The sequence below is a fragment of the Fictibacillus halophilus genome (assembly GCF_042680145.1).
GTDB classification, from domain to species: domain Bacteria; phylum Bacillota; class Bacilli; order Bacillales; family Fictibacillaceae; genus Fictibacillus; species Fictibacillus halophilus_A.
Window position 1 is genome coordinate 110,919 of record NZ_JBHTNQ010000001.1, and the last position, 14,991, is coordinate 125,909.

A 14,991-nucleotide genomic window follows, 5' to 3' on the forward strand; every position below is an offset into this window, starting at 1 on the left:
GCTGCTGCAAATGTGTTTTTTAGTGATTACAACAGTAGTTAAATAGACTGATATGCTATACTTAAAACAAAGAAAGGCGGGGTGGAATATGAAAAAAGGACTTGCTTTTTATAAGGTAGGAGAGATGGTAGACGGATTCTTTCTCGTCAAATCGTCTGTAAAAGGAACTGCAAGCAACGGAAAGCCGTTTTTGACGCTGATCCTCCAAGATCAAACGGGTGATGTAGAAGCGAAATTGTGGGATAGCTCTCCTGAAGATGAGGAGCTTTATGCGGCACAAGCCATTGTGAAGCTTGCTGGTGAAATGGGCAATTACAGAGGAAAAATGCAGCTTAAACTTAAAGCGATCCGCCCTGCAACGGAACTTGACGGCGTAAAAATAAGCGATTTTCTTGAAACAGCTCCACTCACACAAGAGGCAATGGTGGAGACGATCACACAATACATATTTGAGATGAAAAATCCGAATATACAGCGAATCACGAGGCACCTGCTTAAAAAATATCAAACAGATTTTCTGGAATATCCAGCTGCTGTGAAGAATCATCATGAATTCGTTTCAGGTCTTGCTTACCATGTTGTATCCATGCTCAATATGGCCAAGGCATTCAGCAAACTATATCCTTCCTTGGACACAGATCTTCTTTATTCCGGGATTATTCTGCACGACCTTGGAAAAGTGATTGAACTGTCAGGACCAGTCGCAGCGACATACACATTAGAAGGTAAATTGCTGGGGCATATTTCGATCATGGTAAATGAGATCGGAATGGCAGCAAAAGAGTTGGAGATTGAAGGGGAAGAAGTAACTGTCCTTCAGCATCTTGTGCTTAGCCATCATAGCAAGCCAGAATGGGGAAGCCCGAAACAGCCATTGATCAGAGAAGCAGAGATTCTTCATATGATTGATAATTTTGATGCACGAATGAATATGATGGACCGTGCGCTGGAAAAAGTACAGCCAGGAGAGTTTACTGAGAAGCAGTTCGCCCTAGAGAACCGTTCCTTGTATAAGCCTCAGTTCCAAGCAGAATTTGCCAAAAATTAATTTGGAAGAAAACGATTGTGAATTATTTGAAATTATGTTAAATTTGGAATTGGAAATATAAGAAAACATTCAGGAGGCAATGACTCATGAAAAGCATTGTTCAAATTAAGGCAGGAAAGCAAGCTAAATAACGTCCAATCCTTCTAGGAAAGGCTTATTTTGCTATGCGATCTACCTTCTTTTGAGCGATCTTTCTTGTGTCATCTTCAGCCTTTTTATGAAAAGTCTGTGGTATGCACATGCAAGGGTGCTTATCCATGGGCTTTTTCTGTTTTATTAGAAATCCCGTTGTTTACTCCATATAGCGCTCAAAAGACAGGTATAAGTGATTAAAGTATCGTAATTTAAATTACAAGAAAAGAGTGAGCAACATGAAATGGAAAGACTGGGATACAAATATTAAAGTACGTTTAGTCGGAGAATTTTTTGTGGGTTTATTATTTTGGATGTTCTTCCCGTTTATGGCCATCTATTTTTCAGATGAACTGGGTAAAGAAACAGCCGGAATTCTGCTTGTGCTATCACAAGTAGTGGGTGTAGTCACGAACCTTGTCGGTGGATATTGTGCCGACAGGTATGGACGCAAAAAGATGATGGTTATTTCTGCCTGGGGGCAGGCTGCTACGTTTATAGTCTTTGTTATAGCTAACTCCCCATGGCTTGATTCACCTATTTTAACCTTTATCGCGTTTTCGGTCCTTGGGCTGTTTGGATCTCTATATTGGCCGGCAAGCCACGCGATGATCGCGGACGTAGTGGAAGAAAAGGATCGTACAGAAGTATTTGCGGTGTTCTATACTTCGATGAATTTATCAGTTGTATTTGGACCCGTGCTGGGAAGTATCTTCTTCTTTTCCTATAGGTTCGAATTAATGATTGCCTGTTTGATCTTTAGTGCTATTTTGGCTGTTGTTCTGGCGAAGTACACAAGAGAAACGGTTCCGGTTAAAAAAGAAATTCTTGAGCCAGTGGGTGCCGATAAAAAATGGCATGAAGCGGTTTGGGAACAATTGAAGGACTACAGGGTTATTGCTAGTGATAAGTTATTTTTGCTGTTTATACTAGCAGGAATTCTCGTAGCTCAAACATTCATGCAGATGGATTTATTACTAGCTGTCTATCTGACAGAAAAGGTACCGGAACAAACGCTGATTGCACTCGGAAATTGGGATCTTAAATTAACGGGTGAAAAAGTTTTCGGATATTTAATTTCTTTAAACGGATTGATGGTTGCACTTTGTACAGTTTGGATGGCTAAATGGATGAACCGATTTAATGAAGGAAGAGTATTTATTTTTTCTGCTCTTCTATACGGTGTATCTATGCTCGTTTTCGGCGGCACGACGATGATGTGGGTTCTGTTTGCAGCGATGGTCATCTTTACGACTGCCGAACTGATGGTGGTAGGGATTCAGGAAAGTTTTATTTCTAAACTGGCACCAGAGAACATGAGAGGTCAATACTTTGCGGCAGCAGGTCTTCGTTTTTCAATCGGCCGCACGATTGCTCCGATTTCTATTCCATTAACGATGTGGATTGGCTTTGATAATACGTTTTATCTGCTCTTCATTCTAGCTGTAATAAGTGCGGGAATTTACTACGTTATGTTCCGTGCATTTGATAAGAAAGTGAAAACAAATTCACCGGCTGAAACGAAAGCAAAACCTGCACTTTCGTGACATATCTTTTGCAGCTCCCTCATAGACTTGATTAAAAGCTTGTCTAACAAAAGGGGGAGTTTATCGATGAAAGGATACGCTGCTTTATTTTTTGGTGCGATACTCATTGCTGCATTTGTGCTGAAAGAATATTCGGCAGGAGTAAGTGAGTTCTTTGTAATGACTCCATGGTGGATGTATTTTGTACTGTGCGGCATTATTTATAGCGGATACAGGGCAACAACACTTTTCCAGGAAGACCGTGCTATTGAGCAAAAGGTGATAGAAGAAGAAGGAAAGGTGTACATGAAACGCCTGGATTTGGCGAGAGCACATGAAGAAGCCAAGGAAATGAATGAGCACTTCGAAATGGCTGCTGAAGAGCCAGAACAGAAAGCTTCTGGAGAATAAAAAGTAAGACCTGCTGATTTCAGCAGGTCTTTTGTTATGGCTGTTTTTCTAACCCTTTTTTGCTTTTGTAAGAGGTTAATTTCCGCTACAGGACTCGCTTTCCGCAGGGTGTGCGGTGAGCCCCCTCGTCGCCTTGCGACATTAAGTGGTCTCACCTGTCCCACTCATCCTGCAGGAGTCTAGTCCTTTCGCTCCAATTAACTATTCAATGAAGAATTTGACAAGAATCTCTAAGTTGCAACAATCTTTTAGAAAAGATCGTGTGTTATTTATAAGAGTGTGTCTTCCTGGTACGAACAAATTTTGTATGAAAAGGCATTTTTGTTTAGTGAGATCGATTTTTTGTACGGTTAACGTGTTTTTTTTGTACGGTTGAAGCAAATTTTTATTCGGTCGTGTTTTTTTCTGCCTGGAAAACAGCAATCCAAAAAATAAAAACCCAGGCTCTTCAAAAGGCCTGGGTCCATCATAATTATTGTTGCGGTTGTGGCATTGCTGGTTGCTGCGGCTGTTCAGCTTTCTTTTCGATCTTTTCTTTTAGTTCTTTGTCTTTGATCTTAACGTCCGCTTTTTTGCGAAGGTTTTCTAGAATTTCAGTGATTGGTTTAGCTTTTTGCTGTTTTAATTCTTGTTCAACTTGTTCTTTCTTGTCTTCGAACTTGTTTTCACGCTTGTCCGTTACTTTGATGATGTGAACACCATAATCAGACTTAACAAGGTCACTCGTTTCACCTTTATCAAGAGTAAACGCTACTTTTTCAAATTCAGGCACCATAGCACCTTTACCGAAGAAGCCAAGGTCTCCGCCTTTTGATTTAGAACCAGGGTCTTTAGAGTATTCTTCTGCTAGTTTAGCAAAGTCTCCGCCCTCATTAAGTTTCTTTTGAACTTCTTTAGCTGTTTTTTCATCATCAACTAAGATGTGGCTAGCTTTTACTTCTGTTTTGTATTTTTCTTCAAATACTTTCTTCATTTCATCTTCAGAAATCTTAACGCCTTCAGTTGCAGCTTTTTCATTTAAAAGCATAGACTTTACGCGTTCTTTTAGCTGTTTCTCATCAGATAAGCCATTTTGCTCAAGTGCTTGTTTGAAAGCATCTTCTCCGCCAAGCTCTTCCTTGATCTTGTCGATTTCTTTATCAATTTCTTTGTCTGTTACTTTGTATTTATCTTCAAGTACCATTTCATCGATCATTTGGTTAAGTACTTGATCACCATATTGTTCTTTCATTTTATTGTAAAACTGTTCTTTTGTAATATCTCCAGCTTTAGATTCAACAATTGCTTCTGAGTCAGCACCAGCGTTATTACAAGCGGATAGAGAAATTAGTCCCGCTGTGAGCCCTAAAGATAACATCCATTTTTTCATTTTCAAACACTCCTACTGTGAAGTAATAATTTAACATCTCTAACTATAGCATAAACGTTGTGGGTATTCCTATTCAATAAACGAAATATGAGAAAATTTACACATTATATTTTGAGTATTTATGCGAAAGCCAAGCTTTATTTATAAAAAAAATTTTAAAACCCGGGACATTAGTCTAATCAAAACAGGGCGCATCACTATATGATATGGAGAAAGAAAAGGGAGGTATGATGATGAGCTACGGTTATGGTTACGGGTGCGGGGGAGGATTTACAGTAATTATTGTTTTATTTATCCTTCTCATCATTATAGGAGCATCTCATTGCTAAATGATGAAAGTATGGAAATTAAGCATTATAAGGGCAGATGCCTATGCGTGTCTTACTCATGATGCATAGGATAGTGTACAGATTAATGAAGGAGGTGGCAACATGGGCTACGGACATGGAAAAGGCTTTGCTTTGATTGTAGTGTTGTTTATCTTATTGATTATCGTAGGTGCTGCTTGTTTCTGCTAATATAAGAGTTAGTCTTGCAGCCTTTTCTTTTGAAAGGAACTGTATGGCTTGAACTATTTAAGCAGATTCGTTAGTGTTGTTTTTACTACTCTTGATCAATAGGTGCAGTGCATATGTATGTTAAAGTTACACAAGGGGGAAAGCAGTCTGGTTCCCCCTTTTACTATTTGCATTATAGGATTGACTGACAAATCGTGCAGTCAGCAAAGTTTTCTCTAAAAGACGTTTGAAATATAAGAAGAAATGAGAAGAATGGTAATAGAAACATTTATGGTGCGGTAAACTGAATCTTCCTGTTTTGAGGACAAGTTTTTTTTATCACAGAGCTTGTATGTGAGTGAATTGAATACAAATAAAAATACAGGTGCTAAAAAAACGAATAAATAGCCAGCCATTTAAAAACCTCCAACATGAACTACTTGTTTAACTTTACCAAAATATGTGGAATATGAATAGAAAAAATACTTTTCAAACAAGGGGAGAGAAGATGCGAAATAAATGGAAAGCAGCATTCTTTTTATTATTACTTATAACAGTAGCAATTCCAGCAACAGTCATCATTTTACTTTTTACAGATCCGAAAGGCGGGCATTTGGATAGAAGTGCACTAGATTCAGATATTCGCGATAATCAAAAATTGTTAAGCATACATACCGAGAAGGAACAGGTGGAAGATCTGCTGAACAAAGAGCTGAAGAAAAAAGCTCCAAATGTTAATGTATACGTTAATTTACGGGATGAAGCTGTACTGAACGGTTCGTTTGTGGCTTTTAACCAGGAACTTCCCTATCAGATTACCTTTGAGCCGGAAGTTATGGACAATGGTGATCTATTATTAAAAGAGAAGGATATTCAAGTTGGACGTTTTCCTTTGCCAGGGGACGAGGTATTTAAGCTGCTGAAGAATACGGTTAAGTTTCCAGAATGGGTAGATGTTTATCCTGCAGATGAAAGCATTTTGATGAGGGTAACAGAAATGCCAACAAAACCAGGGTATGCTGTAAAAACAGAAGAATTTGATTTAAAGCAGAATTCCATTAAGTTTGGCGTTTATACGAAAGAATAACGAGAAACACTCTGGTTCGCAGATTTTTGCGGGCTAGGGTGTTTTTTTAGTGCTGATTTGAATGTAGTTGATTTCCGCTTCAGGATACTCGCTTTCCGGGGGGCGTGCGGTGAGCCTTCTTGCGCTATGCCATTATGAGTCTCACCTGTCCCCCTGATTCCGCCGGAGTCTCGCACCTAGCACTTCAATCAACTAGTCGAAGAAGCGTACTCACTAAAAAAATGTTCAAAAACAACAATCTTTTAGAAAATTAAAACCATATCCAAATGGGGAAAGTTGGATTATAATATAGACATAGTATGACTAGAAAGCAGGGTATGTATGGAGACGGTTGAAGAGAGGTTAGAAAGACTGGAATTTTATAATCAGCTGACGATTGAAAGTGTCGATCTTACTTCGTATCCATTCTTCAGGCTAGTCATGGAAAAAAAGCTCACCGAAACAGAAGTGAATGATATCATTCAGCTTTGCGATGAGCTTGAAAAAATATTCTTTATGCAAAAAGAAGCAGGTTTTGTTCATTACACACCGCTGTTAATTCACTTTGCAGGCATGCTGACACCAAAGCTTAATCCTCGAGAAACAATCCTGGCATTACTTCATCAGGAAAAATATACTTCATTGATGGAAAAGCTATATGAACTTTCTGTTCGTTATGAATGAGAAGAAGCAATTTCTTCAGCTGCGATAACAGGTGAAGCTGCTTGTTCTTCGATTGTTGCTTCGATTTTTTCTTCCAGTTTGTTGAAGATAGACATGAAATCTTCACCATATAAATTGCGGATAATTGACATCAGCTCAGGGAACTCAGGAAATCTTCCAAAGAGTTCTTTAATTGGCATAGATGCGCTGAATACACCGAATTTAGCTGGATCATATGTGTTTAATGTTTGTAATAGAAGTTCTTCACCTTTATCTGTTAAACAGATGTATGTATTTCGTTTGTCGTCTTCTTTTTTAGAAAATGTAAGGTAGCCTTGTTCTTCAAGTTTCTTTGAAAAGTTAAAGGCTGTTGATACGTGCATAACACCGAATTTCGCGATATCCGAAATTGAAGCGCCTTCTAGATGATGAGCAATCCAAAGGATATGGTGTTCGTTAATGTTTAATCCATAATCTTTAATCCAGTTTTGCCAGTCTTTTTCTACACTTTTCCATAAAGCTTTACTAATTTGTGAAAGTTTGTGACTATAGATCATGGCTTCTTGAAAACTATATAATTGATCTTTGTTCATTTTTAAAATGCCCCTCCATCTTATAAAACACATCCTATTCCTCATTATGCCAGTATTTCCTATAATAAGAAAGTAAAATTTTTCAATTTCTGCTTATTTTTTAGTAAATTAGAATTATAACTTTTAGCAGATATAGTGATAAAGTCAGAGAATCTATATGTTTGTACATAAACAAAAAAATTCCCCACTGATGGAGAATTTTTTTGTTGTTTATTTCGTATCCTGTTCGATTTCTTCTTCCATTTTTTCAATAGTAGAAGCAGCTGTTTCTTGCATCGCTTCCTCTTTTTCTTTGTTAGCAAATTTAATCTTTGCTCTAAGCTGAATACCGTCGCGCTTAATGCTGGAGAATGTAGATTTCATTTTATCCATATTTTCTTTCAGATCTTTTCTTACTTCTTTGCCTGCCTTAGGAGTTGAAAGTAAAGTAGCTGCTGCTGTTACAACCGTTCCTAATGCGAAACCTACTACCATGGATTTTGATTTAGACATCTTAAAATTCCTCCTCATTCTTTTATTATCTAATAAATTCGTGAATTTCTCTTATAATCCTATGAAAAATAATGACGAATATAAAAATATTTCCCGATAGATTTCGTCACGTTTGGACAAGATACACGTTGTGGGGTATATGCTTATGAATATGTTTTCAACCCTTGGAATGACGACGTCTATAGTTGCTTTCATTGTTTTTCATTGGACGTGTTTATTAACTCGCTGTATGTCTGATTTAGTAGATTGCTGGCATACTTTGACGAATAGAAAAGCAAAAAATAAAAAAGGGAAATCGTGATAATATTTGACGAAGAATATAAAAAGAGGGTATACATATAAAAAACGGTCAGGAGGGGAATGGGTTTGAAGCAAAATACAATCGGCAATTATTTTAATAAGATGAAAGAAAAGGCGAATGCTGTTTTAGAAAGTTCGACACAAACAGGTGAGCTTGTTACAAAAGCCGAAGACAAAACTACTCAATCAGATAAGCAAGGTTTGAGGGATTTAGGAGCACAGGTAAAAGCACTTGTCCGCTTAGTAAGGTCCTATAAAAAAGGTGATTACCGAGACGTCTCTAAAAAATCAATGGTTCTTATCGTTGCCGGTCTTCTCTATTTTGTGAGCCCGATTGATGCTGTTCCTGATTTCTTAATTGGGGCAGGTTTATTGGATGATGCTACAGTTTTGGCGTTTTTGTTTAAAACATTATCGAGTGAAATTTCAGCGTTTCAAACTTGGGAAGAGACAGAAGAAGACACATACATAAAGCCAGCTCCTTAAAAGGAACTGGCTTTTTAAATTTTATTTTATGCAGTTAAACTTGATCGTTTTGAGAAGCGGTTTGCCACCGGATAAATAAAGAACATGATTAATCCGCTAATTATGCTAGTAGGAAGTACGATCATTCCAATAAAGCTGAACAATGATCCTGGCAGACCAGCGACCATCATGGCTACGAGCAAGAATAATGTTCCGCTGACAATCGTTCCGATAACGGTTAATAGTACAGCACTGTAAGTATTTACTTTCACTTTACGTGCTAATAAGAACATTCCTAAAAATATAAAGGCTGTAATTGGTTTTTCCACGATGTTGGCAATTTGTCCTCCAGCCATTCCGGTTGTCAGTGCAGAAATGACTCCTGCTGCCATACTTGCAATCAAAACATTCTGTTTAGTTGGTGCAAGCATGATGGCTAAGAACATCATTACCAGAAGCAAGTCAGGTTTCATCCCAAAGAATAATGGCGGCACAACCGTGTGAAAAACATACCCTAATGCAATAAGTACTGATGTTAACGCTAATGATTTTGTTTTCATTTCTCATCTCTCCTCAGCTATTTCTTTTAGCCTAAATTTCTTTCCAATAGTGCCCTCGTGGCCTATTGCGAAAGTAACTCTACTGTATCAAAGATATTGAAAATTTTAAAGGCTATATACTTATTTACCGTATTTTCCCTGAAAGTGAAGCATGAAATCGGCAAGTTTTTCGCATGATTTTTCTGGTACAGCGTTATAGATCGAAGCTCTGAAACCACCGACAGAACGATGCCCCTTTAATCCAAAAATACCGTTTTCTTCACTTTCTTTTATAAAACGTTTTTCTAATTCGGGATCACTTAATGTGAAGGTGATATTCATATGTGACCGTGACTCTGGCGTCGCATAACCATTATAAAAGCCATCGCTGCTGTCAATCGCATTATAGATTATCTCTGCTTTCTTTTTATTTTTAACTTCTAATTCTTTTACACCGCCTTGTTCTTCGATCCATTGCAAAACAAGATTAAGCAGGTAAATTGAGTATACTGGTGGTGTGTTATAAAGAGATCTGTTCTTTGCATGTACCTGATACGACAGGATAGAGGGGAGCGATTCGTTTTCTTTTAATAGATCTTTTCGGATAATAACAGCTGTAACTCCAGCTGGCCCGAGGTTTTTTTGTGCGCCTGCATATATCAGAGCATAGTTAGAAACATTAAAAGGCTTGCTCATTATGTCACTCGACATGTCTGCAACGAGAGCAGGATGAGAAAATGCATCCAAGTCAGGCCATTGAGTACCATAGATCGTGTTGTTAGAGGTGATGTGCAGATAAGCGTCTTGATCGCTTGGTTCATAATTTATTTCTGGAAGCGTCCGATATTTTGTGTCTTTCCCTGAGACGACGGCTTCACTTGGACCGATTTTAGCTGCTTCTTGAAACGCTTTTTCTGACCATGATCCAGTTAATACGTATTTAGCGGTTTTGCCCTGACTGAGTAAATTCATTGGGAGCATAGCAAACTGGAGACTTGCTCCGCCTTGCAAAAATAAAACATCATGTGTTTCAGGGATGTCTAATAAATTCCGCATAAGGGTCTTAGCCTGTTCATGAATTTCTTCATATGTTTCCCCTCTGTGGCTGTGTTCCATAATATTTAACCCTGTTTCCTTAAAGTCATCCCACTCTGACTTAGCACGTTTCATAACCTCTTTAGGCAGAGTAGTTGGTCCTGCTTGAAAATAAATGCGTTCCATTTCTTCTCCTCCTCTGATGATGTGATGCTCTTGAATATGAAAAAACTGCCTGAGAAAGATAGGCAGTTTTACTATGTAGTGTTAGTTCTTGACGTTTTCTTTAATGTTTTGAGCGATCTCAGCCATTTCATTGGCAGGGAGCTCCTGCGTTTTCCAGACTGCACCAAAACCATCGCCAGAACCATATCGCGGAATAAAATGCATGTGGTAGTGGAAGACAGACTGGCCGGCAGCTTCGCCGTTGTTATTTAAAAGATTCAATCCAATTGGGTTAAACGTTTGTTTAATGCTTGAAGCGATTTTTGGCACAGCAGAAAAAAGCTTGGCTGCTGTTTCTTCAGACAGCTCAAAAACATCTTTTGAATGTTCCTTTGGAATGATCAGCGTATGTCCTTTTGTAACCTGGCTGATGTCTAAAAAGGCAAGAACATTTTCATCTTCATACACTTTGTAGGACGGAATTTCACCTGAAACAATTTTACAAAAAATGCAGTTTGAATCGTGGGACAAGCGGCTCACCTCATTTTTTTTACTTATCATAACACACATTAACGACGAGAAAAATAAGACTGTTTTCTAAATGATTTGTGTTTTTGGATTATTTTTATTGTAGACACTTCATTGACAAGTTGATTGGAGCGCAAGGTGAGAGACTCCAGCGGGATCAGTGGGACAAATGAGACTCCTAAGGACGCAAAGCGTCGAGGAGGCTCACCGCACACCCCGCGGAAAGCGAGCATCCTGGAGCGGAAATCAACCGCTTCAAAAAGCAGCAACTTCACAAAAATCACCAAAAATAAAGAAGAAGAGTCCTATTAGAAAATAGAACTCTCCTTCTTATAGAGGTTAGAGAAGAAAGGAGAACATGAAAACAAAGCAATAAGATTTTTTAGCCATGCACCTCTAGTTTAAGAATCTGCAATTGCTCAAGCACTGAATAGTCCAAGAGAACCATCTCCTTAAATGAAAAGCATTTTAAAAAAAATCTGAACCGTTGTATCTTTCTCCCTGAAGAAGGGGGGATACCTTCTTCCCTTATATCTTGTCCATACAGTCTTACTTGTTATACATATAAAATTGGAAAAAAGGGCTTGAATTGAGCTATTATTAGATAAGAATGAACAAGAGGAGGGTCCTCTGTGAAAAGAAGACAACTAGTAATGACGATGACTCTTGCTGCTGGTGTTCTCATTTCAGGATGCGGGAATGAGAAAGAAGAAGAGCATAAGAACCATCAAGGACAATCTCAGCAAAAACATGAAGAAAGTGGACATGAAAAGCATCTTGCTAATGGTGATATTCAACAATTAACAGCTTCCGTTGACATTATGCCTGCATTTTTAGATAAACAGTCTAAAGAGATTTCAGCGATTTATGCCGCTGCACCAAAGTTTAAAGAAGTGCTGGAATCAATGCCTTGTTATTGCGGCTGCGGTGATTCTGCAGGGCATAAAAACAATTATGATTGCTTTGTAGCTGATAATAAAGAAGACGGAAAAATCATATGGGATGATCATGGAACAAAATGCGGTACTTGTCTTGAAATTGCAGCGATCAGTATGAGTGAGTCTGCAGAAGGCAAGAGTACACTTGATATCCGGAAAATGATTGATGAGAAATATAAAGAAGGCTATGCGGAGCCTACACCAACTCCAATGCCTGCTTCTTAAAGGGTAAAACAAAAAATATGGTAAATAATAGGTGAGTAAAGATAAACCAAAGAAAAGGGAGGGTAAAAAATGAAACCTATCCTAGAAGTCAGTGACTTAACGGGCGGTTATATGCCGAATCAGCCTGTCATCCATAACCTGAATTTTTCTGTGAAAGAAAGTGAAATTGTCGGGCTGATCGGATTAAACGGAGCTGGAAAAAGTACGACGATTAAACATGTTCTCGGACTGATGGAACCTATGTCTGGCAGCTCGAAGATTTTAGGGCAAACCTTCCGGGATGAACCGGAAATTTACCGCAGCCAGTTTACTTATATCCCTGAGATCCCCATTCTTTATGAAGAGCTTACATTATGGGAGCACCTTGAGTTAACTGCTATGGCTTATGGACTTGAAGAACAAACGTTTTTAGCAAGAGTAAGGCCGTTGCTTGAAGAATTTCGTATGGATAATAAAATTAAATGGTTTCCGAACCAATTCTCTAAAGGGATGAAACAAAAGGTAATGATCCTTTGCGCCCTATTAGTAGAGCCAAAGCTATATATTGTAGACGAGCCATTCGTAGGGCTGGATCCTCTAGGTATTCAATCTTTCCTTGAATATATGGTTGCGTTTAAAAATAGCGGTGCGGGAGTTTTAATGTCCACTCATATTTTGTCTACTGCTGAGAGGTACTGTGACCGTTTCTTGATCATGCATGAAGGAAGGTTAGTATTAAGCGGAACTTTAGAGGAATTGAGAGAAAGAAGCGGTTTGACCGATGCTACCCTTGATGAGATCTACCTGTATGTAGCTCGAGGTAAAGTAACATGATCGATGTTAAAAAATTATGGCGCAAACGCCGCAACGCACATTTAACTCAAACGTTAAAATATTTTAGTTTAATGGCAAACAGCGGACTCATTGTTTCCTTAATTTTACTCATCATTGTGGGCAGTATTTATTATGCAAAGCTTCTTAAAGCACTACCTCAGGATTTCCCTGCAGTGCTTATTTTGACGGTGCTGTTTTCGTTCTTGCTGACGAAAAGTGCGATCAGGACTTTATTAAAAGAGGGAGATCTTGTTTTTTTACTGCCTGTTGAATCTGGTATGAAGCATTATTTTTCACAGAGCTTATCTTCTGCGATCGCAAGCGGTTCGTTCTTAACTCTTTTTGTATTTACACTGACGTGGCCGATTGTCCAGGTATTCATTACAGATGGATGGAAAATGTATGTCACTTTTGCTTTCTTTTTAATCGCTGCGAAAGTATTTAATTTATATGTTGCGTGGGAAGAAAGAAGGCTGCCGTATAAAAGCCACCAATTAAACTATAAGATCATGAGATTTATCGTGAATTTTGTTTATGTATATCTTCTGTTTAACGAAGCTTATGTCTTCCTGATTGCCATGTTTGCTATTATGTATGTTTTAAAGAACTTTGTGTTCGGAGTATTTAAGAAGATGCACGGTTACCAATGGGAAATGCTTTTAGCTGAAGAACAGACGCTAAAGATGAAGGGATACCGTTTAGTAAATTACTTTACAGATGTTCCTGCACTGAAACAAACCGTTCATAAAAGACCTTTGCTGAACATGCTTGGTACGTTCTCTTTTAAGAAAAAGAATATGATGCCGGCACTTTTTATGAAAACCTTTACGCGATCAGGTGATTACTTAGGTTTGTACATAAGGCTGGTTTTAATCGGTTTTCTCTTTTTATATCTGGTTCCACCCGGATGGTGGCAGCTGGCTGTAGTTATATTGTTTTTTCAAATGCTTGCGCTGCAATTGTTTACACTCTACACGCAATATAAATGGAATGTGATTTTTAACATATATCCGGTCGAGGCTAATGTAAAAATTGCGGCATTTATGAAGTGGCTGCGAGGTCTTTTGCTAATGCAGGGAATCTTGTATGGAGTGTTTTACGGAATTCTTACAGGTGATTGGCTGATTGCACTATTGATGCCTGTTTCAGCATTCGTGTACAGCCTGTTACGCCTGCCATCCATGACAAAAAAACATATAACACTATCTTCCTAGCCTTAGAGGTTAGGAAGATTATTTGTTCATGATAATTGCATTAAGGATTGGCTTGAACAATGCTATTTTGAAAATCTGCCCCGGTTGATTAAAGTGAAAACAAAATATGATCCAGAAAATCTATTCAATTTTCCATTAGGCATTCCAACGAAAAGGGAATTATAAGTGTTTACTTGAAACTAATAAGATCGTTAATCCGTATGTCTAGGAGAGGAGGAGTAAGATGAACACATATGAACAAAAGGTCTTTGAAGAACTGAAAAGCTGGGAAGTTGAGATGACGAAGCGGCCTTCGCTTTGGAACAAAGCGACAAAATCTATTCAGACAAAAATTAATGAGAAAATACCTCAAAAAGTACATGACGTGATTACAACTAGTATGAAACATATGATAAAAGCAACATTAGTAGGATCGGAATATACGACGAAGCGGACAACTCAGCTAGAAGCAGAGCTTCGTGAAAGAGACGAAAAACTGAAGGAGCGTCTCGCTTTTTATAAAAAAACAGCGGCTGTAGAAGGCGCCGGTACAGGGGCTGGGGGTATATTGCTCGGTCTTGCTGATTTTCCTTTACTGCTGGGAATAAAAATGAAGTTCCTTTTTGAAGCGGCAAGCATTTATGGATTAGATGTAAAAGACTACAGGGAACGGATTTTCATCCTTCATGTGTTCCGTCTTGCTTTTTCCGATCCTCATAAAAGGAAAGAAGCGTTTGAAAAGGTGGTCTTTTGGAAAGAAACGATTCATGAGTTTCCTGAACATCCAGGAGCGATTGAGAATATAAACTGGCAAGAACTGCAGCAGGACTATCGCGATCATATCGATTTGATAAAGATGCTTCAGATGGTGCCAGGTCTTGGAGCAATTGTGGGAGCATATGCCAATTATCATTTCTTGGAGGATCTCGGGGAAGTCGCTCAAAATTGTTACAGATGGCGTGTTTTAATGGAAAAAGAATAGAGATTTTTTAG

The 14,991-nt window shown here is 38.4% G+C and carries 19 protein-coding genes; 13 read left to right on the forward strand and 6 right to left on the reverse strand.

Annotation, left to right across the window (positions count from 1 at the left end):
- Positions 1-88: 88 nt before the first annotated feature.
- From yhaM to ACFQ4X_RS00640, 3 genes are all read left to right on the forward strand, one after another.
- A complete protein-coding gene (gene yhaM / locus ACFQ4X_RS00630) occupies positions 89-1,048 on the forward strand; it encodes a 3'-5' exoribonuclease YhaM (RefSeq protein WP_379832654.1) in 960 nt (319 codons plus the stop codon).
- A gap of 371 nt (positions 1,049-1,419) precedes the next feature.
- Entirely contained in the window at positions 1,420-2,727 is a 1,308-nt protein-coding gene (locus ACFQ4X_RS00635) for an MDR family MFS transporter (protein ID WP_379832655.1), read from the forward strand.
- A 66-nt stretch (positions 2,728-2,793) separates the two neighbouring features.
- Positions 2,794-3,117 (forward strand): sporulation YhaL family protein, encoded by a 324-nt coding sequence (locus ACFQ4X_RS00640; protein ID WP_379832656.1) that lies wholly within the window; start codon positions 2,794-2,796, stop codon positions 3,115-3,117.
- A gap of 472 nt (positions 3,118-3,589) precedes the next feature.
- Here ACFQ4X_RS00640 and ACFQ4X_RS00645 read toward each other — a convergent pair whose 3' ends face one another.
- Complete coding sequence (locus tag ACFQ4X_RS00645) at positions 3,590-4,486, reverse strand: peptidylprolyl isomerase (protein ID WP_379832657.1); 897 nt, start codon at positions 4,484-4,486, stop codon at positions 3,590-3,592.
- 233 nt (positions 4,487-4,719) lie between these two features.
- Between ACFQ4X_RS00645 and ACFQ4X_RS00650 the strand changes: the two genes are divergently transcribed.
- From ACFQ4X_RS00650 to ACFQ4X_RS00665, 4 genes are all read left to right on the forward strand, one after another.
- On the forward strand, positions 4,720-4,815 hold the full coding sequence (locus ACFQ4X_RS00650) for a YjcZ family sporulation protein (RefSeq protein ID WP_379832658.1): 96 nt from the start codon (positions 4,720-4,722) through the stop codon (positions 4,813-4,815).
- Between the two features lie 102 nt (positions 4,816-4,917).
- Positions 4,918-5,004, forward strand: a complete 87-nt coding sequence (locus ACFQ4X_RS00655; protein WP_130297031.1) for a YjcZ family sporulation protein — start codon at positions 4,918-4,920, stop codon at positions 5,002-5,004.
- Positions 5,005-5,491: 487 nt separating this feature from the next.
- Positions 5,492-6,070 carry a YpmS family protein gene (locus ACFQ4X_RS00660; RefSeq protein ID WP_379832659.1) on the forward strand — a complete coding sequence of 193 codons (579 nt, stop codon included), beginning with the start codon at positions 5,492-5,494 and terminating at the stop codon, positions 6,068-6,070.
- Between the two features lie 321 nt (positions 6,071-6,391).
- Positions 6,392-6,733: a DUF1878 family protein gene (locus tag ACFQ4X_RS00665; RefSeq protein ID WP_077363450.1), complete on the forward strand. Its 342-nt coding sequence runs from the start codon at positions 6,392-6,394 to the stop codon at positions 6,731-6,733.
- On the opposite strand, the gene ACFQ4X_RS00670 is transcribed toward ACFQ4X_RS00665, so the two are convergent.
- Positions 6,724-7,305: an HTH-type transcriptional regulator Hpr gene (locus ACFQ4X_RS00670; protein ID WP_379832660.1), complete on the reverse strand. Its 582-nt coding sequence runs from the start codon at positions 7,303-7,305 to the stop codon at positions 6,724-6,726. The genes ACFQ4X_RS00665 and ACFQ4X_RS00670 overlap by 10 nt on opposite strands.
- Before the next feature lie 210 nt (positions 7,306-7,515).
- Positions 7,516-7,797, reverse strand: a complete 282-nt coding sequence (locus tag ACFQ4X_RS00675) for a YtxH domain-containing protein (protein ID WP_379832661.1) — start codon at positions 7,795-7,797, stop codon at positions 7,516-7,518.
- A 366-nt stretch (positions 7,798-8,163) separates the two neighbouring features.
- Here ACFQ4X_RS00675 and ACFQ4X_RS00680 point away from each other — a divergent pair, with 366 nt between their 5' ends.
- Positions 8,164-8,583, forward strand: a complete 420-nt coding sequence (locus tag ACFQ4X_RS00680; RefSeq protein WP_379832662.1) for a YkvA family protein — start codon at positions 8,164-8,166, stop codon at positions 8,581-8,583.
- A 26-nt stretch (positions 8,584-8,609) separates the two neighbouring features.
- Here ACFQ4X_RS00680 and ACFQ4X_RS00685 read toward each other — a convergent pair whose 3' ends face one another.
- From ACFQ4X_RS00685 to ACFQ4X_RS00695, 3 genes are all read right to left on the reverse strand, one after another.
- Positions 8,610-9,122, reverse strand: coding sequence for a tryptophan transporter (locus tag ACFQ4X_RS00685; protein ID WP_077363442.1), 513 nt, complete (start codon positions 9,120-9,122; stop codon positions 8,610-8,612).
- A 120-nt stretch (positions 9,123-9,242) separates the two neighbouring features.
- Positions 9,243-10,322: a phosphoserine transaminase gene (gene serC, locus ACFQ4X_RS00690; protein WP_379832663.1), complete on the reverse strand. Its 1,080-nt coding sequence runs from the start codon at positions 10,320-10,322 to the stop codon at positions 9,243-9,245.
- Between the two features lie 81 nt (positions 10,323-10,403).
- Positions 10,404-10,862: an HIT family protein gene (locus ACFQ4X_RS00695; protein WP_379832664.1), complete on the reverse strand. Its 459-nt coding sequence runs from the start codon at positions 10,860-10,862 to the stop codon at positions 10,404-10,406.
- Between the two features lie 599 nt (positions 10,863-11,461).
- On the opposite strand from ACFQ4X_RS00695, the gene ACFQ4X_RS00700 reads away from it, so the two are divergent.
- The 5 genes from ACFQ4X_RS00700 (at position 11,462) to ACFQ4X_RS00720 (ending at position 14,980) form a co-directional block, all read left to right on the forward strand.
- On the forward strand, positions 11,462-11,992 hold the full coding sequence (locus tag ACFQ4X_RS00700) for a PCYCGC motif-containing (lipo)protein (RefSeq protein ID WP_379832665.1): 531 nt from the start codon (positions 11,462-11,464) through the stop codon (positions 11,990-11,992).
- 69 nt (positions 11,993-12,061) lie between these two features.
- The gene (locus ACFQ4X_RS00705; RefSeq protein ID WP_379832666.1) at positions 12,062-12,805 is read left to right on the forward strand and encodes an ABC transporter ATP-binding protein; all 744 of its coding nucleotides are present in this window, start codon (positions 12,062-12,064) and stop codon (positions 12,803-12,805) included.
- The gene (locus ACFQ4X_RS00710) at positions 12,802-14,019 is read left to right on the forward strand and encodes an ABC transporter permease (protein ID WP_379832667.1); all 1,218 of its coding nucleotides are present in this window, start codon (positions 12,802-12,804) and stop codon (positions 14,017-14,019) included. Before ACFQ4X_RS00705 ends, ACFQ4X_RS00710 begins: the two co-directional genes overlap by 4 nt.
- A 39-nt stretch (positions 14,020-14,058) precedes the next feature.
- A complete protein-coding gene (locus ACFQ4X_RS00715) occupies positions 14,059-14,184 on the forward strand; it encodes a BBE domain-containing protein (protein ID WP_379836980.1) in 126 nt (41 codons plus the stop codon).
- A gap of 58 nt (positions 14,185-14,242) precedes the next feature.
- Entirely contained in the window at positions 14,243-14,980 is a 738-nt protein-coding gene (locus tag ACFQ4X_RS00720; RefSeq protein WP_379832668.1) for an EcsC family protein, read from the forward strand.
- Positions 14,981-14,991 lie beyond the last annotated feature (11 nt).